Below are 21331 nucleotides of genomic sequence, written 5' to 3'. Positions count from 1 at the left end.
GCGTTGCTGTGCGTTTCCCCGCCAGCCTCGACTGCGTAGGATGAATCGCCTGACGGATGAGGACATCGCTGTGATCGAGTTTTTGTTGTACCTGCTGTTTGGCGCCGCCCTTGGCACATTGGGCGGGATCTTCGGCATCGGCGGTGGTTTGATCGCCATCCCGCTGCTGGGCGTGTGGTTTGGCCTCGATCAGCAGATCGCCCAAGGCACGGCGCTGGTGATGGTGGTGCCCAACGTGATGCTGGCGCTGTGGCGCTATCATCAGCGCAATCGCATCGAGCTGCGTCATGCGCTGCCGTTGGCGGTCATGGGTTTTTGCTTTGCGTGGATCGGTTCGATCTGGGCGGTGGGCATCGATGCGCAAACCATGCGCATCGGCTTTGTCGCCTTCCTTGTGGTGCTCTCGGCATACAACCTGCTGAAGATGTTCGGCAAGAAAACCGCCGTGACCTCCGAAATGCGTTACTCATGGCCATGGCTGGGTGTTCTCGGCGCAGCGTCCGGGACCATGGGCGGTTTGTTCGGTGTCGGCGGGGCCGTGGTGGCGACGCCCGTGCTGACCAGTCTGTTCGGCACCAGCCAAGTGGTTGCCCAGGGCCTGTCGCTGGCGTTGGCATTGCCGAGCACCGGCGTGACCTTGGTGACGTACGCGGTGCATCACGAAGTGGACTGGATGATCGGCTTGCCGCTGGCCATCGGCGGTCTGGCCAGCATCAGTTGGGGGGTGAAAGTCGCCCACGCCATGCCGGAAAGGCTCCTGCGCGGGCTGTTCTGCGGTTTTCTGGTGCTGTGCGCGGTGATGCTCGCGTTTAAAGTTTGAAGCCTTCGACGATGTGTTCGGCCAGGCATTCGGTGATCGGCGACGGATTGTTCAGGTTGCGGATCAACATGATACTGGCCTCAGGCAACAGCGGCAGATCCTCGGCGGCGCCGAGAATGCGCATGTCCGGGGTGATCAGGCTTTCCAGTTGCGCGGTTATCGCCAGACCCGCGCTCACCACCGCCATCAGTGCCGACAGGCTGGTGCTGTTGTAGGCGATGCGGTAGTCGCGGCCCATTGCGTCCAGCGCATTGCACGCCCACAAACGGCAGAAACAATCACTGTTGAACATCGCCAGCGGCAACGGCGTCTGCTCGTGGGCGCTGAAATTCTGCGCCTCGGCCCAGACGAAACGCTCCTTGCGCAGCAACTGACCGATCTCGTTGCCCGGCTCCCGGGTGACAATCGACAAGTCCAGATCGGTGCGCTGCAACAGCTGTTTGCTGGATTCGCAATGCACTTCGATCTGGATCAGCGGGTAGAACTGAGCGAACCGCGAGAGGATCCCCGGCAGAAACCGCATCACGTAATCGTCCGGCGTACCGATGCGCACAGTGCCGACCATGTGCGGCTCGCGCAGCGTGTTGAACACTTCGCTGTGCAATTTCAGGATGCGCCGCGCATAACCCAGCAGCACCTGGCCCTCGGCGGTCAGGCGCACCTGGCGGCCGTCACGCTCGAACAACTGTCGCTGCAGCACGTCTTCTTCGAGGCGCTTCATCTGCATGCTCACGGCCGATTGCGTGCGGTTGACCATCTCGCCGGCGCGGGTAAAACCGCCCTGATCGGCAATCGCAACGAAAGTGCGCAGGACATCGGTATCGATACTGGGGTAGGCCGACAATTGATGAATCTCCGTGATGAATGCCATCAGAAACATTCGTTGGATTGATCTTAGCGCCAGCGCGAGACTTGAGCCATCCACAAGGAGGGCAACACGATGAAAGGTCAAAGAGAGTATGTAGACGACGCAAAATTTTCCGGCCACGGCCATATCGTTTCCGACCTGCTGCACAAGTTTAGCCGCTGGTACGAACTGCACCGTGAGCGTGAGTTGCTTGCCAGCCTGAGCGACGAAGCGCTGAAGGACATCGGGGTCAGCCGTGCCGACGTCGAACACGAGGCCATCCGGCCGTTCTGGGATGATCCGATGCATAAATGATCAAGGCCTTACTACACAAACCACTTTCAGGTGAGGTAGGTTGCGAGCAGACAAGGAGATGTTCATGCCCGCGACTCTGGCCTTTTCTCTCAAACAGGCGCGACGACTGGCGCTGGCTGCCCAAGGGTTCAATGGGCGCCAGCCGCCGACCGTCAAGGCGCCGCAACTCAACCGGCTGATCGAACGGCTGGGGCTGTTGCAGATCGACTCCGTCAACGCCGTGGTGCGCTCGCACTATCTGCCACTGTTTTCCCGTCTGGGTTCCTATTCTTCCGATCTGCTCAACCAGGCTGCCTGGAGTTCGGGCCGTCGGCGCACGCTGTTCGAATACTGGGGCCACGAAGCGTCGTTGCTGCCGCTGGCGATGTATCCGTTGATGGGGTGGCGCATGCAGCGGGCCAGAACTGGCAGAGACATCTATCAGCAACTGGCGAAGTTTGGTCTTGAGCAGCAGGACGTCGTGCGCCGGGTTTTAAGCGCGGTTGAGGCGCGCGGTGCATTGGGCGCCGGCAGTCTGTCGACCCGCGAGGACAAGGCCGGGCAATGGTGGGACTGGAGCGCGGAAAAGCATGCGCTGGAATGGTTGTTCGCCGCCGGTGAAGTGACCGTCGCCGGCCGCCGCGGTTTTGAGCGTTTGTATGATTTGCCGGAGCGGGTGATCCCGACATCGATTCTGCAGCAGCCGTTGCCGGATGAAGCCGAAGCGCAGCGTGGTCTGCTGCTGCACGCGGCCCAGGCATTGGGTGTCGGCACGGAAAAGGATCTGCGCGATTATTTCCGCTTGAACCCTGGCGATGCGCGCCCGCGTCTGGCGGAGCTGGTCGAGGACGGGCAATTGCAGACCTGCGAAGTCGCTGGCTGGCGACAGATCGCCTACTGCCTGCCGCAGCCGAAAGTCCCGCGCAAAGTCTTCGCCAGTGCGCTGTTGTCACCGTTCGATTCGCTGATCTGGGAGCGCAGTCGTACCGAGCGGCTGTTCGATTTTCGCTATCGGCTGGAGATCTATACGCCGCAGGACAAGCGGGTCTACGGCTATTACGTGTTGCCGTTTCTGCACAACGAGCGGATTGCCGCGCGGGTCGATCTGCGCGCCGAGCGGGCGTCGGGACGATTGGCGGTGCATGCAGTGCACGAGGAAGAGCCGGGGCTGGACGAAGAGGGGATGCTGGCGCTGGCGTTGAATTTGCGGCAGATGGCCGATTGGCTGGGGCTTGCGCGGGTGCAGCTTAATTGTCAGCGTGAGAGTGCGGGGCGGTTGCGGGTGGCATTGGCGCAGATCGGCTGTGACTGAGCGGGCCTCTTCGCGAGCAAGCCCGCTCCCACACTGGATCTGTGTCGTACACAAAACCCATGTGGGAGCGAGCTTGCTCGCGAAAGCAGCGATGCGGTCTAGCGGCGAACTTGTTTCAGCGTTTCGGCTATGAGGAACGCCAGTTCCAGCGACTGATCGGCATTCATCCGCGGGTCACAGTGGGTGTGATAACGATCCGACAACCCGTCTTCAGTGATCGGCCGCGCACCACCGATGCACTCGGTGACATTCTGCCCGGTCATCTCGATATGAATCCCGCCGGCATAAGTGCCCTCGGCTTCGTGCACCTGGAAGAACTGCTTCACCTCACCCAGGATCTGCGCGAAGTCGCGGGTCTTGTAGCCGCTGCTGGCCTTGATGGTATTGCCGTGCATCGGGTCGGAGCTCCACAGCACCTGTTTGCCCTCACGCTGCACCGCACGGATCAGCGCCGGCAGGTGATCGCCGACCTTGTTCGCACCCATCCGCGCAATCAGATTCAGGCGCCCCGGATCGTTGTCCGGGTTGAGCACGTCGATCAGGCGAATCAGATCATCCGGGTTCATGCTCGGGCCGACTTTCACCCCGATCGGGTTGTTCACCCCGCGCAGGAATTCGACGTGAGCACCGTCGAGCTGACGGGTACGGTCACCGATCCACAGCATGTGCGCCGAGCAATCGTAGTAATCGTTGGTCAGGCTGTCGCGACGCACGAAGGCTTCTTCGTAGTTCAGCAGCAGCGCTTCGTGGGCAGTGAAGAAACTGGTTTCGCGCAGTTGCGGCGAGCTGTCCATGCCGCAGGCGCGCATGAACGCCAGGGTTTCATCGATGCGATCGGCGAGGTGGCTGTATTTTTCGGCCAGTGCCGAGTTGGCGATGAAGTCCAGGTTCCACTTGTGCACCTGATGCAGGTCGGCAAAACCGCCCTGGGCGAAGGCGCGCAACAGGTTCAGGGTGGCGGTGGACTGGTGGTACGACTGCAACAGGCGCTCCGGATCCGGCACGCGGCTTTTTTCATCGAAACCGATGCCGTTGACGATGTCGCCCCGGTAGGCGGGCAGGGTCACGCCGTCGATGGTTTCATCGTTGGCCGAGCGCGGTTTGGCGAACTGGCCGGCCATGCGCCCGACCTTGACCACCGGGCAACCGGCGGCGAAGGTCATGACGATCGCCATTTGCAGCAGCACTTTAAAAGTGTCGCGAATCTTCGCCGCCGAGAACTCGGCAAAGCTTTCCGCGCAATCGCCGCCCTGCAGCAGGAACGCCCGACCCTGAGTCACTTCGGCAAACTGACGGCGCAGCTCGCGCGCTTCTCCGGCAAACACCAGCGGCGGATAACTGGCCAGGGTCTGCTCGACCTGGCGCAGATGCGCCGCGTCAGGGTATTGGGGTTGTTGCTGGATCGGCAGGGCGCGCCAGCTGTCAGGGCTCCACGGTTGGCTCATCACGGTCTCTAATTGGTTCTACGCACGGGAAGCCCATGGTAGCAGCAATTAGTGCGTGACCTGCTCCCGCCCCATCACCGACAATCGTCGCTTTGCCACGGCGCCGCAGCGGTGCCATCGCGTCACCGCGCCCGGTGACCATCAGGAGACGAAATGACTGAGGAGCGCGTCGAGCTGTTGCTCGCCGAGGTACAGGATGAGTTCGGCGTGATTCGCGTGCTGGAAGTGGCCGATTACCGCTTTCTGGAATTTGGCGATGCCATCGAACAGAGCTGCGTGTTCACCGCCGATCCGAGCTGGCTCGAATATGACTACACCCGGGCGATGCTGATTGGCGCGTTGTGCCATGAGCAACCGGAGAGCGCGCTGTTTCTCGGCCTCGGTGCCGGCACGCTGACCCAGGCCTGCCTCAAGTTCCTGCCGCTGGAAGACGTCGAAGCCATCGAACTGCGCCCGGACGTGCCGCGTCTGGCGATCGAGTACCTGGGGCTGGATGACGATCCGCGCTTGTACATTCGGGTCGGCGATGCGCTGGAGTTGCTGCCGACGGCCGAGCCTGCGGATCTGATCTTTGTCGATCTGTACACCGATGTCGGCCCGGGTGTCGGGCACCTGGCCTGGAGTTTTCTCGGCGACTGTCAGAAGCGTCTGAACCCGGGCGGCTGGCTGGTGATCAACCAGTGGGCCACCGATGACGGCAAACCGTTGGGCGCGGCGTTGTTGCGCGGGCTCTATCACCGGCATTACTGGGAGCTGCCGGTGAAGGAGGGCAATGTGATTCTGATTGTGCCGGCGGATCTCGATCAGGAGCTGGACATGCAGGCGCTGACCGCCCGCGCCGAAGTGCTGGCGCCACGGCTGGGTTATTCGCTGCAGTCGTTGATCAAGGCGATTCGCCCGGCGACTTGAGTGGTCAGTGATGGCCCCTTCGCGAGCAAGCCCGCTCCCACACTTGAAATGCATTCCAAATGTGGGAGCGAGCTTGCTCGCGAAGAGGGCCTGAAGAACACCCTTTTTCTCAGATCCCTTTGAAGATGCCCGGGCGCCGCTCAACCAGCGACCTCACCCCCTCCTTGGCATCCTCACTCCCCAGCAACTTCTTCACCAGCGCCGGCAATCCCTGCGCCGCCGCCGTCTCGCCTTCATACCGCGCCTGGCGCGCCGACATCAGCGTTGCCTGCACCCCCAACGGTGCCTGCCGGGCAATCCGTTCGGCCAGTTCGATCGCCCGCGGCAACAGATCCTCACTGGCCATCACTTCCTGCACCAAACCCAGACGCAACGCATCGTGGGCATCAAACTCATCGCCGGTCAGCAACCAGCGCATCGCGTTGCCCCAACCGGCCACCTGGTGAAAGCGCAATGTCGCGCCCCCAAACGGAAAAATCCCCCGCTGCACTTCCATTTGCGCGAAGCGGGTATTGCTCGCGCACAGGTTGATATCCGCGGCCAGCATCAACTCGATACCGATGGTCAGGCAGTAGCCCTGCGCGGCGACAATGACCGGTTTGCTGACCCGTGGACCAACGAAAACACCCCATGGGTCGCAACCACCGGTCGGAACCTGCCAGCCTTCGGCGAGGGCGGCGCTGGCGTTGAGCAGATCCAGACCGGCGGTAAAGTGTTCGCCATGCCCGAACACCACCGCCACCCGCGCCTCGCTGTCGGCCTCGAACTCGCCGTAGGCCAGGCTCAAGTCATTGAGCAGATCGAGGTCGAAGGCGTTGCGTTTGGCGGCCCGGTCAAGGCCGATCAGGTGGACATGACCACGGCGTTCACGGCTGACGCGGCCGGGGCAGGGCTGATTCATGGAGAAATCCTCGGGCGGGAAGGGCGGGTGCAGCGACGGTATGCCGCATATCGGTGAATCGTTTAAGCGTCATCACCCGCAGGGCCGGGCCTTTGCAAAATAGACCTTTGCACGATTATCCGCAAAACCCCGTTACACAGCGGTGACACACCGATTCAGGCGATAAAAAAAGCTCCCTTTTTGGGCAAATTCCGGTATAGTGCGCGCCGGCCTTTAACCGGGCCGCGTTTAGGTAGCGCAATTCCCCGAAGTCAGCTTCGGCTGCATGTCCGCACTGCGGGCTCTTCCTTGACGATTCTTTTTCATTCATACGTTTTCGCAAATCCCCGCCGACAAAGCTGCCAGGGCGACTCTTGAGTCTCAACACGGCATGTGCAGCTTTGGAGCATGGGTCTTTGCGGATGCACTTAGAGGCAGACCCATGACCCAGGAAATCGGCGGCTTCGCCGCTCTTGAACTTCATCCCAATATTGTCGCTGCAGTAGTCGCTACCGGCTATGAAGAGCCTTCGGCCATTCAGCAGCAGTCGATCCCGATCATCCTCGCCGGTCACGATATGATTGGTCAGGCGCAAACCGGTACCGGTAAAACCGCTGCCTTTGCCCTGCCTATCCTGCACCGCATTGATCCGTCCAAGCGCGAGCCGCAAGCTCTGATCCTGGCCCCAACTCGTGAGTTGGCGCTACAAGTTGCAACCGCTTTCGAAACTTACGCCAAGCAAATGCCGGGCGTAACTGTTGTGGCTGTCTACGGCGGCGCGCCGATGGGCCCACAATTGAAAGCAATCCGTAATGGCGCACAGATCGTTGTCGCCACTCCGGGCCGTCTGTGCGACCACCTGCGTCGCGACGAAAAAGTCCTCGCTACCGTGAACCACCTGGTTCTGGACGAAGCAGACGAAATGCTCAAACTCGGTTTCATGGACGACCTGGAAGTGATCTTCAAGGCCATGCCGGAAACCCGTCAGACCGTATTGTTCTCGGCAACCCTGCCGCAGTCGATCCGTGCCATCGCCGAGCGCCACCTGCGCGATCCGAAGCACGTGAAGATCCAGAGCAAGACCCAGACCGTTACCGCGATCGAACAGGCTCACCTGTTGGTTCACGCTGACCAGAAGACCTCCGCCGTTCTCAGCTTGCTGGAAGTGGAAGACTTCGACGCGCTGATCATGTTCGTGCGCACCAAGCAAGCGACCCTGGATCTGGCCAGTGCCCTCGACGCCAAAGGCTACAAGGCCGCTGCGCTGAACGGTGACATCGCCCAGAACCAGCGTGAACGCGTCATCGACTCGCTGAAAGATGGCCGCCTGGACATCGTTGTCGCGACCGACGTGGCTGCCCGTGGTCTGGACGTTCCGCGCATCACCCACGTATTCAACGTGGACATGCCGTACGACCCGGAATCCTACGTGCACCGTATCGGCCGTACCGGCCGTGCCGGTCGCGAAGGTCGCGCACTGCTGCTGGTGACTCCACGTGAGCGCCGCATGCTGCAAGTGATCGAGCGTGTCACCGGTCAGAAGGTTGCCGAAGTGCGTCTGCCGGACGCTCAGGCTGTTCTCGATGCACGCATCAAGAAACTGACCAACAGCCTGTCGCCGCTGGTCGCTGATGCTGAGTCGACTCACGGCGAACTGCTGGATCGCCTGACCGCTGACATCGGTTGCACCCCGCGTGCCCTGGCTGCAGCTCTGCTGCGCAAGGCGACCAACGGTCAAGCGCTGAACCTGGCGGCGATCGAGAAGGAACGCCCACTGGTGCCGAACAATGCACCGCGTGGCGACCGTCCTGAGCGTTCCGGTGATCGTCCTGAGCGTGGTGACCGCGAGCGTCGCGCGCCAATGCCTCTGGGCGAAGGTCGTGCCCGTTGCCGTACCGCGCTGGGTGCGCGTGACGGTATCGCCGCCAAGAACCTGCTGGGCGCCATCCTCAACGAAGGTGGTCTGGCCCGCGAAGCGATCGGTCGCATCCAGGTGCGTGACAGCTTCAGCCTCGTCGAGCTGCCGGAAGATGGTCTGGACAAACTCCTGACCAAGCTGAAGGACACTCGCGTCGCTGGCAAGCAGCTGAAACTGCGTCGCTACCGCGAAGATTGATCCGCCCTTGGGCTGATTGATCGAACATGAAAAATCCCCGACTGGTTCGGGGATTTTTTTTGCCTGCTTTTTGCCTCGCCCCACAACCCTGTGGGAGCTGGCTGCCAGCGATGACGTCAGCCGAAGCGATAGATATCCATACCCAGTGCACCCATCGTGAAGCCTTTATGCGCTATGCGGAACTCACCTCCCGCACCACGGGCAAAATACAGCGGCAGCAAATGCTCATCACTCGGATGGCTGCGCACCGCATTGGGCGCCTGTTGACGATAATCGTGCAGTGCCGCCTCATCGTCGGCCCCCAGCTTGTCGATCATCCAGTCACGGAAGTCCCGTGCCCACGGCTCGACGCTTTCCGGGCCGGCGTGCCAGTCCAGTTCGCGCAGGTTGTGGGTGATGCTGCCGGAGCCGATCAGCAGAATGCCCTGCTCGCGCAGACTCGCCAGCGCTTGTCCGACACGGGTTTGCAACACCGGGCCGCCGCGACTCGGCAGCGACACCTGCACCACCGGAATATCCGCCTGCGGGTACATCAGCGACAGCGGCACCCAGACGCCGTGATCGAACGGTCGTTGCGGATCGAGGCGTGCCGGCAGATGCGCGGCGTCAAGCAATTCAGCCACTTCGGCTGCCAGTTGCGGATTGCCCGGTGCCGGGTACTGCACTTCGAAAAGGGCACGCGGGACGCCGCCGAAGTCATGCCAGGTTTCCGGACGAGGATTGCTGCTGACCAGCAGTTCCTGGCTTTCCCAGTGGGCAGAGACGATCACGATGGCTTTAGGCCGCGGCAGTTCGGCCGCCAGACGCGCCAGAGCCGGGCCACTGGCACCGGGTTCCAGGGCCAGCATGGGCGAGCCGTGGGAGATAAACAGGCTGGGAAACATGGAGAGGTTCCTGAGCGGTAAGATGGCCTCATCTTCAGTCAGACCATTGATCTAAATCTAATATAAGTTTTAACGCCTTTTGATCGAATTTATTGGGGGGATGCATGCAGCCTGAGTTTTGGCACAAGAAGTGGGAATCCAATCAGATCGGCTTTCATCTGCCTGAGGTGAACCCGTATCTGCAGCGTCACTGGGCGCAACTGGCGATCCCGGCCCAGACCCGGGTGCTGGTGCCGCTGTGCGGGAAAAGCCTGGATCTGCTGTGGCTGGCCGGGCGCGGGCATCAGGTGCTCGGAGTCGAGCTGTCGCTGAAGGCCGTCGAGGATTTTTTCAGTGAGCATCAGATAACGCCGCAGGTCAGTGCCAAGGGGCCGTTCAAGGTCTATCGCGCCGATTCCATCGAGTTGTGGTGCGGTGATTTCTTTGCGCTGACAGCCGACGATGTAGCGGATTGCGCGGCGTTGTACGACCGGGCAGCGCTGATTGCCTTGCCGGCTCCGATGCGTGAGCGCTATGCGGCGCATTTGCAGCAGATCCTGCCGCAAAGTGTGCAAGGGTTGTTGATCACCCTGGATTACGATCAAGCGCAGATGCCAGGGCCACCGTTTGCGGTGAGCGATGATGAAGTGCAGCGCTTGCTGGGCGAAGTCTGGCAGGTGCAGGTGCTTGAGGAACAGGATGTGCTGGCGGAGAGTGTCAGGTTCCTGCAGGCGGGGGTGACGCGGTTAGAGGAGCGGGCTTATCGGGTTTCTGGCCGATAGTTTTGTATCGGCATTAACGGCCTCTTCGCGAGCAAGCCCGCTCCCACAGGGAGCGTCGGTGTAATAGCAATCTTGAATACACTAGAAAACACTGTGGGAGGGGGCTTGCTCCCGAAGAGGCCAGAACAGGCAACCCATAATCCCGCGCACAAAAAAAGGCCCGCATCGCTGCGGGCCTTTTCGTTACTGCGCCAAACCGATCAACCGCGACGACGCAGCGCGTCGATACGCTCTTCCAGCGGCGGGTGGCTCATGAACATGCGGGCAAAGCCTTGTTTGATGCCACCGTTGATGCCGAATGCGTTCAGGGTGTCCGGCATGTGCACCGGCAGGCCCTGTTCGGCGCGCAGGCGTTGCAATGCACCGATCATCGCATTGGTACCGGCCAGACGTGCGCCGGCTTCATCGGCACGGAATTCGCGTTTGCGCGAGAACCACATGACGATGGCGCTGGCGAGAATGCCCAGAACCAGCTCGGCGAAGATCGTCGCCACGTAGTAGGCGATACCCTGGCCTTCTTCGTTCTTGAAAATCACCTTGTCGACGAAGTTGCCGATGATCCGCGCGAAGAACATCACAAAGGTGTTCACCACGCCCTGGATCAGCGCCAGGGTGACCATGTCACCGTTGGCCACGTGACCGATTTCGTGGGCCAGAACGGCTTTCACTTCATCTGGCGAAAAACGTTCGAGCAGGCCCTGACTGACCGCGACCAGCGCGTCGTTCTTGTTCCAGCCGGTGGCGAAGGCGTTTGCTTCGTAGGCCGGGAAAATACCGACTTCGGGCATCTTGATCCCGGCTTCGCGGGACAGTTGCTCGACGGTTTGCAGCAGCCATTGCTCATGCCGGGTACGTGGCTGGCTGATGATCTGGGTGCTGGTGCTCATCTTCGCCATCCACTTGGAGATGAACAGCGAGAACAGTGAACCGGCGAAACCAAAGACCGCACAGAAAACCAGCAGCTGACTGAGGTTGAGATCAACCCCGTTGGCCGCCATGAACCCGTTGAAGCCGAACAGGCTCAGGGTGATGCTGGCTATCAGCACGACCGCCAGGTTAGTGGCCAAAAACAGCAGGATGCGCATCATGGTTGTAGAAATCTCCTCAAGCTAAAGATGTAGCGTACTGCGGGGTATATAAGGTGCGGCACCGGGTGATTCAACCGAGTGACTATTTCAAACTGTGTCCTACAGCGGATTCCCGAGTCGGCAGGTCATTGCCCACGGCCAAAACCGAAAGGGATGACAGCCAGCCGCTACCCGCCGCCACTGCGCCAGAGGCGGGTGGGCCCTATGAATCGCAAGTGTAGAAGGCGCAGCGAGGCGGGGAGAGCAGAAGTGTTGCTGAATCAGACAGTGCGCAACGTTCGGGCCGTTGCGCACCGTTGACCGGTTACTGGCGGTAGGACTTGAGGAAGTTGCCGATGCGGCCGATGGCCATCTCGAGATCGTCGACGCGGGGCAGGGTTACCACGCGGAAGTGATCCGGCCACGGCCAGTTGAAGGCCGTGCCTTGCACCACCAGCAGCTTCTCGGAGAGCAGCAGGTCGAGGACGAATTTTTCGTCGTTGTGGATCGGGCAGACTTTCGGGTCGATCCGCGGGAACGCATACAGCGCGCCCATCGGCTTGACGCAGCTGACGCCCGGAATGTCGTTGAGCAATTCCCAGGTGCGGTTGCGCTGCTCCAGCAGGCGGCCCTGCGGCAGTACCAGGTCATTGATGCTCTGATAGCCGCCGAGGGCGGTCTGGATCGCATGCTGACTCGGGACGTTGGCACACAGGCGCATGTTGGCCAGCATGTCGATGCCTTCGATGTAGCTCTGGGCATTGTGTTTCGGCCCGGAGATGGCGATCCAGCCGGAGCGGAAACCCGCCACGCGGTAGGATTTCGACAGACCGTTGAAGGTCAGGCACAGCAGGTCCGGCGCCAGCGAAGCGGTGCAGATGTGCACGGCGTCGTCGTAAAGGATCTTGTCGTAAATTTCGTCGGAGAACACCACCAGATTGTGCGCACGGGCGATTTCCAGCATGCCCAGCAGCACTTCCTTGGAATACACCGCGCCAGTCGGGTTGTTCGGGTTGATGATCACCATGGCTTTGGTGTTCGGGGTGATCTTGGCCTTGATGTCGGCCAGATCAGGGAACCAGTCGGCACCCTCGTCGCACAGGTAGTGCACGGCGTTACCGCCGGCCAGGCTCACGGCGGCGGTCCACAGCGGGTAGTCCGGGGCCGGCACCAGGACTTCATCACCGTTGTTGAGCAGCGCCTGCAACGACATCACGATCAGCTCGGACACGCCGTTGCCCAAGTAGATGTCTTCGATGCCGACGCCTTCGACATTTTTTTGCTGGTAGTACTGCATCACCGCCTTACGGGCGCTGAACAGGCCTTTTGAGTCGCTGTAGCCTTGGGCGGTCGGCAGGTTGCGGATCACATCCTGAAGAATTTCGTCCGGCGCTTCGAAACCAAACGGCGCCGGGTTGCCGATGTTCAGCTTGAGGATGCGCTGGCCTTCCTCCTCCAGACGTTTGGCGTGCTTGAGCACCGGGCCGCGAATGTCGTAGCAGACGTTGGCGAGCTTGTTCGATTTGCTGAACTGCATGGCGATGTGATCCCGAAAATGAACGATCCAGACGGCGGATGGCCAACCATACTGGGATTCCTGCGTCTTCGCACAGGCGGAGTCTTGCGCCATGGCGCCGAGAATCCGTTTGAATGCGCCCGGTCTGGCTGCCAGACTGGCGTGTGACGAGGCGCAATCATACGTGCCACCCGATCCGTGGAAAAGGTACAGATCGGGCTTTTTCAGCCGCTGAGGTGTGATGATGGAAAAGTTGGAAAAAACCCTGGAAGAATGGCGGGCGATGCTCGACCCCGAGCAGTACAACGTGTGCCGTCTCAGTGCGACCGAACGGCCGTTTTCCGGCAAATACAACGACACCAAAACCGACGGTGTCTATCACTGCATCTGCTGCAATGAGCCGCTGTTCGACTCCACGACCAAATTCGATTCCGGCTGCGGCTGGCCGAGCTTCTACGCGCCGATCGGCGAAAGCGCCATGACCGAGATTCGCGATACCAGCCACGGCATGATCCGCACCGAGGTCAAATGCGCCCGCTGCGACGCGCATCTGGGCCACGTGTTCCCCGATGGCCCGCCACCGACCGGCCTGCGTTATTGCATCAACTCGGTGTGCCTGAATCTCGAGCCGCGCGAGTAAGCGGACCGGCGACCTGCGGGTCGCCATTCGGATAATTAAATTGCACACAATTTAATTGCTCGCTATGTTTGGCCTTTCCCGATAACCCGCGGAGCCGACCCATGAGCGACAACCTGCTGAATATCCCTGTCACCACCATCAAGGGTGAGCAAAAGACCCTGGCCGATTTTGCCGGCAAAGCGGTGTTGGTGGTCAACACCGCCAGCAAATGCGGCTTCACCCCTCAATACAAAGGCCTGGAAGAGCTGTGGCAGACCTACAAGGATCAGGGCCTGGTGGTGCTGGGGTTTCCGTGCAATCAGTTTGGCAAGCAGGAGCCGGGCAACGAAGGTGCGATCAGCGAGTTCTGTGAGCTGAACTACGGCGTGAGTTTCCCGCTGTTCAAGAAGATCGACGTCAACGGTTCTGAAGCGCATCCGTTATTCGTGCAGCTGAAAAAGCGCGCTCCGGGTTTGCTCGGCTCCGAGGGCATCAAGTGGAACTTCACCAAGTTCCTGATCGGCAAGGATGGGCAACTGGTCAAGCGTTTCGCCCCGACCACCAAGCCGCAGGACATTAGCGGCGAGATCGAAGCCCTGCTCAAATGAACAGCCTGCCCGACGATTCGCTGAAGCTCGACAGTCAGTTGTGCTTCAAGTTGTACGCCGCGTCCCGGGCGGTGATTCGCGCTTACAAGCCGATGCTCGATCAACTCGGCCTGACCTACCCGCAGTACCTGGCGATGCTGGTGCTGTGGGAGTGGCAGGACAGTGCACCGGAGCAACCGACGGTCAAGGCGTTGGGCGAGCGCCTGGCGCTGGACTCCGGCACCCTGACGCCGTTGCTCAAGCGGCTTGAACAATTGCAGTGGGTGCAGCGCCAGCGTTCGGCGCGCGACGAGCGTGAAGTGCATCTGAGCCTGACCGCGCAAGGCCAAGCGCTGCGCGAGCAGGTCGGGCCGCTCAAGGCCCGATTGTTGTGCGACAGCGGGGTGGATCTTGATCGGCTCAACGATTTGCGCAATGGCCTTGATCATCTGCTGGGGCAGATCAAAGCGCTGACGTAGCCGGCATCCACTGGTCGAGCAGGGCCGCCAGCTCTTCGCGGCGGAACGGCTTGGCCAGGTAATCGCTCATGCCGGCCGCACGGCAGCGCTCGCGTTCCTCGGACATGGCGTTGGCGGTCAGCGCGACGATCGGCAAATGCGGCCAGCGCCCGCTCTGGCGGATCTGCCGGCTCGCTTCGTAGCCGTCCATCACCGGCATGTTGCAGTCCATCAGCACCAGATCGAACTCATCGTGCTCCAGTTGATCCAGCGCCTCGGCACCGTGGGCAGCGACCACCACGTCGCAACCGAGCTTGCCGAGCATGCCTTTGGCCACCAGTTGATTGACCGGATTGTCCTCCACCAGCAGCACCTTTCCGCGCCGCCGGACCGGCTGGCTCTCGAGGCGCGCATCGTTGCTCGTGGTGACATCGGCCAGCAGAATGCGCCGCAGGATCTGGTACAGCGCGTTGCGTGCCAGCGGTCGGGCTTGTTGCTGCAATGGCGCCAGCGCGGCGGCTTCTTCGCCGGGCATGAAACTGCCATAAGCGGTTACGACGAGGATCGGTGCGCTGATGGTCGGGCGCAGACTGAACAGGCATTCCGGGCAATCGGTGATCAGCAGATCGGGTGACAGGCCCAGCAACGGGTCATCCATGGTGCGCTGCTCATAGGTCACGCCCCACACCGGCAGCAATGTCTTGAGCAGTTCCGCCAGCCCGCTGCTGGCCGCGGTGATCGCCAGCACCTTGCCGTGCAGTGGCGCCGGCATGACCGCCCGGGTGTGACACGGCAGTGGCAGGTCGGCACAGAACTGACTGCCGAAACCGGCCTCGGAACTGATGGTCAATCGGCCTTGCATGGCCTCGCACAGGTTGTAGGTCAACGCCAGACCGAGACCGGTGCCGCCGTACTGCCGGGTGATGCCGGCACCGGCCTGGGTGAACGGCTGGAAGATTTTCACCTGGGCATCCTGAGCGATGCCAATGCCGGTGTCGCAGACTTCGATGCGCACCCCGTCCTTGTGGGCGGACAGGCGCACATCGACCCGGCCGAAGCGGGTGAACTTCAGGGCATTGGACAGCAGGTTGCTGACGATTTGCCGTACCCGGGTCGGATCCCCCAGCACCAGCGCGGGGAAGTGCGGGTCGATCAGGCAAGTCAGCTCGACGCTCGGCGCAGCGTTCTGCGACAGCAGGTTGGCGGTGTCCTCGATCAGCGAGCCGAGGTCGAACGGGATGTGTTCGAGCTCCAGTTGCCCGGCATCGAACTTGGACAGGTCGAGAATATCGTTGAGCAGCTCCACCAGCACCTTGCCCGAGTCATGGGCAATCGACAGTTGCTGTTGCTGCTCGGCATTCAGCGGCCCGTCGAGGGACAGGGCGATCATCCCCAGCAGGCCGTTGAGCGGGGTGCGGATCTCGTGGCTCATGTTGGCGAGGAATGCCGAGCGCGCTTCGGCCATGTCCAGTGCGGTGCTGCGAGCGACTTCCAGTTCTTCGTTGGACTGGCTGAGCCGGGTGTTGATGGCCTTGAGCTCGGCAGTGCGGGCCGAGACGATGTGCTCCAGTTGCCCGAGGTAATCGGTGAGGCGGTTTTCCGCGTTGCGCCGTTGCTGGATCTCCGTGGCGATATTGTCGAACTGCTGGTTGGCGACTTTGACCAGTACGCCGATCTCGTCATTGGCGTGGCCGGCCGGACATTCCAGGGTCGTCGGTTCTGCACTGCGTGCGTCACGCGCGCTGAGTTCCCGGATCAGGCGCACCAGTGGCTTGGTCAGCATCACGTAGAACAGCGCCAACAGGATGCCAGTGAGAATCAGGCTGCGGGCAAAGCCGTTGAGCAGGGTGACTTCGGCGCGGCGCAGAAACCGGCTGCCGAACGCGTAGGTATCGACCTCCAGGCTCAGCGTGCCCAGTGATTCCTCGGGCAGGTGGTCGAGGTATAGGCGGTCTTCGAACTGGCGCTTGGCACCGAACAGAAAGTCGCTGATCACCCGGTAACCGCTTTGCAGCTCCGGGCGCTTGACGTTGGCCAGGACGTTGCCGTTGTTGTCGGTCAGTTGCGCCGAGATGATCGCCGGCGAACGCAACAGGCCCAGGGTCAGTTCCTGCGCCAGTTCCGCATCGATGTTGTAGGCGATTCGCGACGCCGGATTGTGGCTGATTTCCAGCAAAGACAGGATTTCACGGTTGATGGAGGCGTCTTCACTGGCATAATCGATGCCGATTTGCAGCAGGCTGAGCAGCGTGCCCAGAACGAACCCGACCAGCACCGTGAATCTGGCTTGCTTGTATGACAGCCGGTGGGTGAATTTGATATCCATGGGGTGTTGAACCACTTCCGTTTCCCTTCGCTGCTCAAGCATAGTCGATCATGTATGGATACCGAGGTTCCCGAAGCGCCTTGTAACAAGGCTTGAACGGGGATTGAGATCTGTCTGTCGTCGCTGGATCGACATCATCACTGTGAACGTGCCCGAGGAGAAGACGTGGATTCCCGATTGAATGCTTTTCTTGAACGCGCCGAGTCGGTTCTGGCGCGGATCGAACCCTTGCTGCCGGCGCCGCGTCCGCTGATCGACTGGGCAACCTGCCTGGCCGCGCGCTGGCAGCGTGACGGGCGCAGCGGCTATTTGCTGCCACTGGAAGTCAGCCTCGACATGCGCCTGTCCGACTTGATTGGTGTCGACCGTCAGTTAGAACAACTGGGCCGCAACACTCAGCAGTTTCTCGACGGCATGCCGGCCAACCATGCGCTGCTCTGGGGCTCGCGCGGCACCGGTAAATCGTCGCTGGTGCGCGCGCTGCTGGCCGAACACGCCAAGGCCGGCCTGCGTTTGATCGAAATCGAGCGCGACCATCTGGCCGACCTGCCGCGCGTGGTCGAGCAGATCGGCAAACTGCCGCAACGCTTCGTGCTGTTCTGCGATGACCTGTCGTTCGAATCCGGCGAAAGCGATTATCGCGTGCTGAAAAGCGTGCTCGACGGCTCGCTCGAACAGGCCCCGGACAACGTTCTGCTGTACGCCACTTCCAACCGCCGCCATCTGGTGCCGGAAAAGGAAAGCGACAACGAAAACTGGAAACGCGTCGATGGCGAGCTGCATCCGAGTGAGGCGGTGGAAGACAAGATCGCCTTGTCCGACCGTTTCGGCCTGTGGCTGTCGTTCTATCCGTTTACCCAGGAACATTTCCTCAACGTCGTCGAACACTGGATCGGCCAGTTGGCCGCCAAGGCCGGCTTGAGCTGGCAGCGCGACGAAGAGCTCGACATCCTCGCCGTGCGCTGGGCAACCGGGCGCGGCAATCGCAACGGACGTTGCGCGTACCAATTCGCCCGTTACTGGGTGGGACTGAAATTGCTGGAGCACAAGGCATGATTGATTTGCAACAAAGCGGCCAGGGCCTCGAAGGCTATGGCATGTTGGCCGCACAACTGGAATCGCTGCTGGCGGACGAGCGCGATTTCATCGCCAACGCCGCGCAGTTTTCGGCGTTCCTGTTCAACCAGCTCGACGATTTGAACTGGGCCGGTTTCTACCTCAATCGCAACGAAGAACTGGTGCTTGGCCCGTTTCAGGGGCAGATCGCCTGTGTGCGCATTCCGTTCGGTCGCGGTGTATGTGGCGCGGCAGCGGCCAGTCGGCAGACCCAGCGCGTTGAAGACGTGCATGCGTTCCCCGGTCATATCGCTTGCGACAGCGCCTCCAACAGCGAGCTGGTGGTGCCACTGGTCAAGGACGGTCGGTTGATCGGCGTACTTGATCTCGACAGCCCGAAACTCGCACGTTTCGGCACCGACGATCAGGCTGGCATTGAACAACTGGCGGCGATCTTCCTGCGTCTGACCGATTGCTGATCAGGCACTCAGGCGAGCCTTGCGCAACAGGCTGGCCGGATCCACCACATCGATCTGGCGCGGATCGAGAAACCGTGCGGCGTACTGCATGTACACCCCATCGTTGATGAACAGCGCAAACAGCTCGGGGTCGATGTGCGCCTCGCGGGACATGGTGGCCATGATCCCCAGCGCCTCGTTCAAGGATTTGGCCTTCTTGTACGGCCGATCGGCCGCTGTCAGGGCCTCGAAAATATCGGCAATCGCCATCATCCTCGCCGGCAGGCTCATGTCCTCGCGCTTCAGGCGTTTGGGATAACCGCTGCCGTCCATCTTTTCGTGATGCCCACCGGCGATTTCCGCGACGCTGTCCAGGTGCCCGGGGAAGGGCAGGTGGCTGAGCATCAGGATCGTCTGCACCATGTGGTGATTGATGATGTAGCGCTCTTCGCGGGTCAGCGTGCCCCGGGCAATGCTCAGGTTGTACAGTTCGCCGCGATTGTATTTGTAACGCGGCACATCCAGTTTGAACCCCCACGGATTGTCTTCCGGAATCAGTTCGCTGTCGGCGCGTTCGATCAGATGTTCGGGCTTGTCCGCCAGCAGTGGCTCGCTGACTGGCAGATTCGCCGCCGGCGTTTGCGCCTGGCGGCGGTTTTCCTCCCATGACACCCCCAAGCGATCATCGAGGGTGCGCATCCAGCGGCGCTCGGCAATGCGTTCAAGACGTTGCAGATCGGCGGGCGCCATGGCCTCACCGCCCAGATTGCAACGGGCAACGAAGGCAAAGTCGTCATCCAGTTGCGTCAGCGTGGCGTCACGCAGTTCGCTCAGTTGCGCCGCGTTGCCGCCCAGTGCGATCGCCTGCCAGTAACTGATCCAGGCATCGCGCTTGAGCACTTCGAAACGGGTGCGGATTTCGTGGATGCGATCGTTGAGGGTTTCCAGTTTGGTCGCCTTGTCGACGACATACTCCGGCGTCGTGACTTTGCCGCAATCGTGCAGCCAGGCCGCAATGTGCAGGGCTTCCCATTCGTCTTCGCTCGGTTGGTAGCTCTGGAACGCCGGCGCCTGGCTGGCGGCCGCGGCCTGCGCGAGCATCAGGGTCAGTTCCGGCACGCGCTGGCAGTGGCCACCGGTGTACGGGCTCTTGGCGTCGATGGCGCCGGCCAGTAACTGGATGAACGCATCGAGCAACTGTTTTTGCTTCGCTTGCAGGCGCTGACTTTCGATACTCACCGCCGCCGCACCAGACACGGCTTGCAGGAAGCCGATGCGGTCCGGGCGCAGTTTTTCCAGGTCCTGAGCGCTGCCGCTGTCGTTGATCAGCAGAAGCAACAGGCCGATGGTTTCGTTGTGCCGATTACGCAGGCGGATGCCGATCAGGTGGATGCGCGGCGACTGCATGGCCAACAGGACTTTCTGCAAGTCCCCGGCCTGCTCGAAGCCAAGGCTGCTGACCACGTTGTCAGCGTTGATCAGTTGCTGGAACCACGCCGGCCCTTGATCGGCCAGGAGATCCCGGCCCAGCACAGCGAACTCGCCCGGCTCGTGCGAGGCGCCATCAATGACCAGTCCGTAAGGCTCCATCCGGTTGCCATCGCTTTCGCGCAGATAGATCAACCCCGCCTGCGCCTGGGCGATCTGCACCGTTTCGAACAGCACCCTTTGCAGCAGCGGGGCGAAGCGGGTTTCGGCGCAGAGGCTGTCGGTGATGCGGAAGAAACTGGCGAGCGTGTCCTTCATGCGCGCCATCGACAGGCTCAACTGGTCAACCTCCAGCACCGGCGAGCGGCGGGTGACCGGAAAGTTGAAATCGAAACTGCGGATCGCGTCGGCTTCCTTGACCAGCGCGTGCAACGGTTTGACCAGAATCCGCGAGATCAGCCAGCCCAGCGGCAGGCACAGCAGCAAGATCGCCAAGGTGATCAGCGCGCCTTGCCAGCGCATGCGGTAGGCATCGGCAAGCAGTTCGTCCTCGGGCACCAGCAGGGCCATCTGCAAACCTTTCGGCCCGCCTTCCTGCAGGGTGCTGCGGGCGACGATCCAGTGGCGGCCATTGACGTCGAGCCGTTTGCCCGGATGGGCGGTGGACAGCAACGCGTGCAGATTCGGACTGAGGTCGGCCGCTTTGGCCAGGCGTGCGCTGCTGCCGTCGACGATCAGCCGGCTGCTGTCCGGATAGGCCACGGCATTGCCATCGGCATCGAACAACACGATTTCGGTCGAGGGGGTGACCACATGCTTGGTCAAGGTGGCCGAGAGTGCCTCCAAAGTCAGATCGGCACCGATCACACTGGTTGCGCTGCTGCGTCGGGCCAGGGTGGTGCCCACATTGTGAGTGGAGAAAAATACATAGGGTTCGGTGGTGATCTGATCGCCCTGTTGCAGGGCGTTGCTGTACCAGTTGCGGGTACGCGGGTCGTAGCGGTCGTCGGGATTGGTGTCGCGTCCGACAGGCGTCAGCGTCTGGTCGAAGAACAGTGACTGCGACAATACGGTGCCGCTGGCGTCGTGCTCGATGCTCCAGACCTGATAGGCCGCTGTTGGTGGTGCCTTGAGCAGGGTTTTCAGCGCACTGGTGCGCAAGGGCCGGACCATGAAGAAATCGCCGTTGCCGTACCCCAGATACAGCGAGGCGAGATCGGTGTTGTCCTTGAGCGACTGACTGAACGGCTTGAGCAGCGCCAGACGCTGTTGCAGGTTCGGCGCCTCGGCCGCCTGATTGTCGGCCAGCAGGCTCAGCAGGTGCCGGATCGGTTCGTAGGTTGAATGCAGGTCCAGGCGCACATCCTGTTCGATGCGATTGAACAGGTTTTCACTGCTCGACAGGATGATCCGGGTGGTCTGGCGATAGTTGAACAACCCCAGCACGACGCCTGTGAGCAACAGCAGAAAGGTGAACATGACGCTGATGTGCACGTGCAACGGGAACCGGCGTTGATCCGGGCGCAGTGGGCTGGGCATTGCTGACTC

At 61.3% G+C, this 21331-nt stretch carries 19 protein-coding genes; 11 read left to right on the top strand and 8 right to left on the bottom strand.

All coding sequences use genetic code 11. The features are described 5' to 3' along the window. Window positions 1-70 precede the first annotated feature (70 nt). Window positions 71-820, top strand: a complete 750-nt coding sequence (locus E3Z29_RS22700; RefSeq protein ID WP_027613445.1) for a sulfite exporter TauE/SafE family protein — start codon at window positions 71-73, stop codon at window positions 818-820. Here E3Z29_RS22700 and E3Z29_RS22695 read toward each other — a convergent pair. Next, the gene (locus E3Z29_RS22695) at window positions 810-1664 is read right to left on the bottom strand and encodes a LysR substrate-binding domain-containing protein (RefSeq protein ID WP_025113145.1); all 855 of its coding nucleotides are present in this window, start codon (window positions 1662-1664) and stop codon (window positions 810-812) included. The genes E3Z29_RS22700 and E3Z29_RS22695 overlap by 11 nt on opposite strands. Before the next feature lie 96 nt (window positions 1665-1760). Between E3Z29_RS22695 and E3Z29_RS22690 the strand changes: the two genes are divergently transcribed. Both E3Z29_RS22690 and E3Z29_RS22685 read left to right on the top strand, forming a co-directional pair. Then, a complete protein-coding gene (locus E3Z29_RS22690) occupies window positions 1761-1982 on the top strand; it encodes a DUF1127 domain-containing protein (protein ID WP_097088306.1) in 222 nt (73 codons plus the stop codon). A gap of 64 nt (window positions 1983-2046) precedes the next feature. Beyond that, window positions 2047-3273: a winged helix-turn-helix domain-containing protein gene (locus tag E3Z29_RS22685; protein WP_134787012.1), complete on the top strand. Its 1227-nt coding sequence runs from the start codon at window positions 2047-2049 to the stop codon at window positions 3271-3273. A 98-nt stretch (window positions 3274-3371) separates the two neighbouring features. Here E3Z29_RS22685 and E3Z29_RS22680 read toward each other — a convergent pair whose 3' ends face one another. Next, window positions 3372-4718: a class II 3-deoxy-7-phosphoheptulonate synthase gene (locus E3Z29_RS22680; protein WP_007964815.1), complete on the bottom strand. Its 1347-nt coding sequence runs from the start codon at window positions 4716-4718 to the stop codon at window positions 3372-3374. Between the two features lie 153 nt (window positions 4719-4871). Here E3Z29_RS22680 and E3Z29_RS22675 point away from each other — a divergent pair, with 153 nt between their 5' ends. Next, complete coding sequence (locus E3Z29_RS22675) at window positions 4872-5627, top strand: spermidine synthase (protein ID WP_027613441.1); 756 nt, start codon at window positions 4872-4874, stop codon at window positions 5625-5627. Window positions 5628-5736: 109 nt separating this feature from the next. On the opposite strand, the gene E3Z29_RS22670 is transcribed toward E3Z29_RS22675, so the two are convergent. Then, complete coding sequence (locus E3Z29_RS22670; RefSeq protein ID WP_134787011.1) at window positions 5737-6528, bottom strand: crotonase/enoyl-CoA hydratase family protein; 792 nt, start codon at window positions 6526-6528, stop codon at window positions 5737-5739. Window positions 6529-6949: 421 nt separating this feature from the next. Here E3Z29_RS22670 and E3Z29_RS22660 point away from each other — a divergent pair, with 421 nt between their 5' ends. Further along, window positions 6950-8623, top strand: coding sequence for a DEAD/DEAH box helicase (locus E3Z29_RS22660; RefSeq protein WP_027613439.1), 1674 nt, complete (start codon window positions 6950-6952; stop codon window positions 8621-8623). Between the two features lie 116 nt (window positions 8624-8739). On the opposite strand, the gene E3Z29_RS22655 is transcribed toward E3Z29_RS22660, so the two are convergent. After that, window positions 8740-9507 (bottom strand): class III extradiol ring-cleavage dioxygenase, encoded by a 768-nt coding sequence (locus E3Z29_RS22655; RefSeq protein ID WP_134787010.1) that lies wholly within the window; start codon window positions 9505-9507, stop codon window positions 8740-8742. A gap of 104 nt (window positions 9508-9611) precedes the next feature. Between E3Z29_RS22655 and E3Z29_RS22650 the strand changes: the two genes are divergently transcribed. Then, the gene (locus E3Z29_RS22650) at window positions 9612-10268 is read left to right on the top strand and encodes a thiopurine S-methyltransferase (RefSeq protein WP_134787009.1); all 657 of its coding nucleotides are present in this window, start codon (window positions 9612-9614) and stop codon (window positions 10266-10268) included. A 200-nt stretch (window positions 10269-10468) separates the two neighbouring features. Here the strand turns inward: E3Z29_RS22650 and htpX are convergent, their stop codons facing one another. Next, window positions 10469-11356: a protease HtpX gene (htpX, locus tag E3Z29_RS22645; protein WP_007964827.1), complete on the bottom strand. Its 888-nt coding sequence runs from the start codon at window positions 11354-11356 to the stop codon at window positions 10469-10471. 304 nt (window positions 11357-11660) lie between these two features. Beyond that, the gene (locus E3Z29_RS22640) at window positions 11661-12872 is read right to left on the bottom strand and encodes a pyridoxal phosphate-dependent aminotransferase (protein ID WP_003226761.1); all 1212 of its coding nucleotides are present in this window, start codon (window positions 12870-12872) and stop codon (window positions 11661-11663) included. A gap of 223 nt (window positions 12873-13095) precedes the next feature. Between E3Z29_RS22640 and msrB the strand changes: the two genes are divergently transcribed. The 3 genes from msrB to E3Z29_RS22625 all read left to right on the top strand — a co-directional run bounded on the left by msrB (window position 13096) and on the right by E3Z29_RS22625 (window position 14536). Continuing rightward, window positions 13096-13491 carry a peptide-methionine (R)-S-oxide reductase MsrB gene (gene msrB / locus E3Z29_RS22635; protein WP_098964891.1) on the top strand — a complete coding sequence of 132 codons (396 nt, stop codon included), beginning with the start codon at window positions 13096-13098 and terminating at the stop codon, window positions 13489-13491. A 101-nt stretch (window positions 13492-13592) separates the two neighbouring features. Beyond that, complete coding sequence (locus E3Z29_RS22630) at window positions 13593-14078, top strand: glutathione peroxidase (RefSeq protein ID WP_047599854.1); 486 nt, start codon at window positions 13593-13595, stop codon at window positions 14076-14078. After that, on the top strand, window positions 14075-14536 hold the full coding sequence (locus tag E3Z29_RS22625; RefSeq protein ID WP_027613434.1) for a MarR family winged helix-turn-helix transcriptional regulator: 462 nt from the start codon (window positions 14075-14077) through the stop codon (window positions 14534-14536). Before E3Z29_RS22630 ends, E3Z29_RS22625 begins: the two co-directional genes overlap by 4 nt. Here the strand turns inward: E3Z29_RS22625 and E3Z29_RS22620 are convergent. Then, entirely contained in the window at window positions 14520-16841 is a 2322-nt protein-coding gene (locus E3Z29_RS22620; RefSeq protein ID WP_134787008.1) for a response regulator, read from the bottom strand. The two genes, E3Z29_RS22625 and E3Z29_RS22620, sit on opposite strands and share 17 nt — an antisense overlap. Window positions 16842-17006: 165 nt before the next feature. Between E3Z29_RS22620 and E3Z29_RS22615 the strand changes: the two genes are divergently transcribed. Both E3Z29_RS22615 and E3Z29_RS22610 read left to right on the top strand, forming a co-directional pair. Beyond that, entirely contained in the window at window positions 17007-17897 is an 891-nt protein-coding gene (locus tag E3Z29_RS22615; protein WP_134787007.1) for an ATP-binding protein, read from the top strand. Next, window positions 17894-18376, top strand: coding sequence for a GAF domain-containing protein (locus E3Z29_RS22610; protein WP_007969095.1), 483 nt, complete (start codon window positions 17894-17896; stop codon window positions 18374-18376). The genes E3Z29_RS22615 and E3Z29_RS22610 overlap by 4 nt, the downstream gene beginning before the upstream one ends. Here E3Z29_RS22610 and E3Z29_RS22605 read toward each other — a convergent pair whose 3' ends face one another. Next, the gene (locus E3Z29_RS22605) at window positions 18377-21322 is read right to left on the bottom strand and encodes an HD domain-containing phosphohydrolase (RefSeq protein ID WP_134787006.1); all 2946 of its coding nucleotides are present in this window, start codon (window positions 21320-21322) and stop codon (window positions 18377-18379) included. Window positions 21323-21331 lie beyond the last annotated feature (9 nt).

Origin of the sequence: Pseudomonas sp. S150 (assembly GCF_004526365.1) — a bacterium.
GTDB classification, from domain to species: domain Bacteria; phylum Pseudomonadota; class Gammaproteobacteria; order Pseudomonadales; family Pseudomonadaceae; genus Aquipseudomonas; species Aquipseudomonas putida_A.
This window is presented reverse-complemented; position numbering and strand designations above follow the sequence as displayed.

Coding starts and splice junctions, on each gene's coding strand:
- E3Z29_RS22690 (WP_097088306.1), top strand. CDS start 1,761: ATGAAAGGTCAAAGAGAGTATGTAGACGACGCAAAATTTTCCGGCCAC.
- E3Z29_RS22685 (WP_134787012.1), top strand. CDS start 2,047: ATGCCCGCGACTCTGGCCTTTTCTCTCAAACAGGCGCGACGACTGGCG.
- E3Z29_RS22680 (WP_007964815.1), bottom strand. CDS start 4,718: ATGAGCCAACCGTGGAGCCCTGACAGCTGGCGCGCCCTGCCGATCCAG.
- E3Z29_RS22675 (WP_027613441.1), top strand. CDS start 4,872: ATGACTGAGGAGCGCGTCGAGCTGTTGCTCGCCGAGGTACAGGATGAG.
- E3Z29_RS22670 (WP_134787011.1), bottom strand. CDS start 6,528: ATGAATCAGCCCTGCCCCGGCCGCGTCAGCCGTGAACGCCGTGGTCAT.
- E3Z29_RS22660 (WP_027613439.1), top strand. CDS start 6,950: ATGACCCAGGAAATCGGCGGCTTCGCCGCTCTTGAACTTCATCCCAAT.
- E3Z29_RS22655 (WP_134787010.1), bottom strand. CDS start 9,507: ATGTTTCCCAGCCTGTTTATCTCCCACGGCTCGCCCATGCTGGCCCTG.
- E3Z29_RS22650 (WP_134787009.1), top strand. CDS start 9,612: ATGCAGCCTGAGTTTTGGCACAAGAAGTGGGAATCCAATCAGATCGGC.
- htpX (WP_007964827.1), bottom strand. CDS start 11,356: ATGATGCGCATCCTGCTGTTTTTGGCCACTAACCTGGCGGTCGTGCTG.
- E3Z29_RS22640 (WP_003226761.1), bottom strand. CDS start 12,872: ATGCAGTTCAGCAAATCGAACAAGCTCGCCAACGTCTGCTACGACATT.
- msrB (WP_098964891.1), top strand. CDS start 13,096: ATGGAAAAGTTGGAAAAAACCCTGGAAGAATGGCGGGCGATGCTCGAC.
- E3Z29_RS22630 (WP_047599854.1), top strand. CDS start 13,593: ATGAGCGACAACCTGCTGAATATCCCTGTCACCACCATCAAGGGTGAG.
- E3Z29_RS22625 (WP_027613434.1), top strand. CDS start 14,075: ATGAACAGCCTGCCCGACGATTCGCTGAAGCTCGACAGTCAGTTGTGC.
- E3Z29_RS22620 (WP_134787008.1), bottom strand. CDS start 16,841: ATGGATATCAAATTCACCCACCGGCTGTCATACAAGCAAGCCAGATTC.
- E3Z29_RS22610 (WP_007969095.1), top strand. CDS start 17,894: ATGATTGATTTGCAACAAAGCGGCCAGGGCCTCGAAGGCTATGGCATG.
- E3Z29_RS22605 (WP_134787006.1), bottom strand. CDS start 21,322: ATGCCCAGCCCACTGCGCCCGGATCAACGCCGGTTCCCGTTGCACGTG.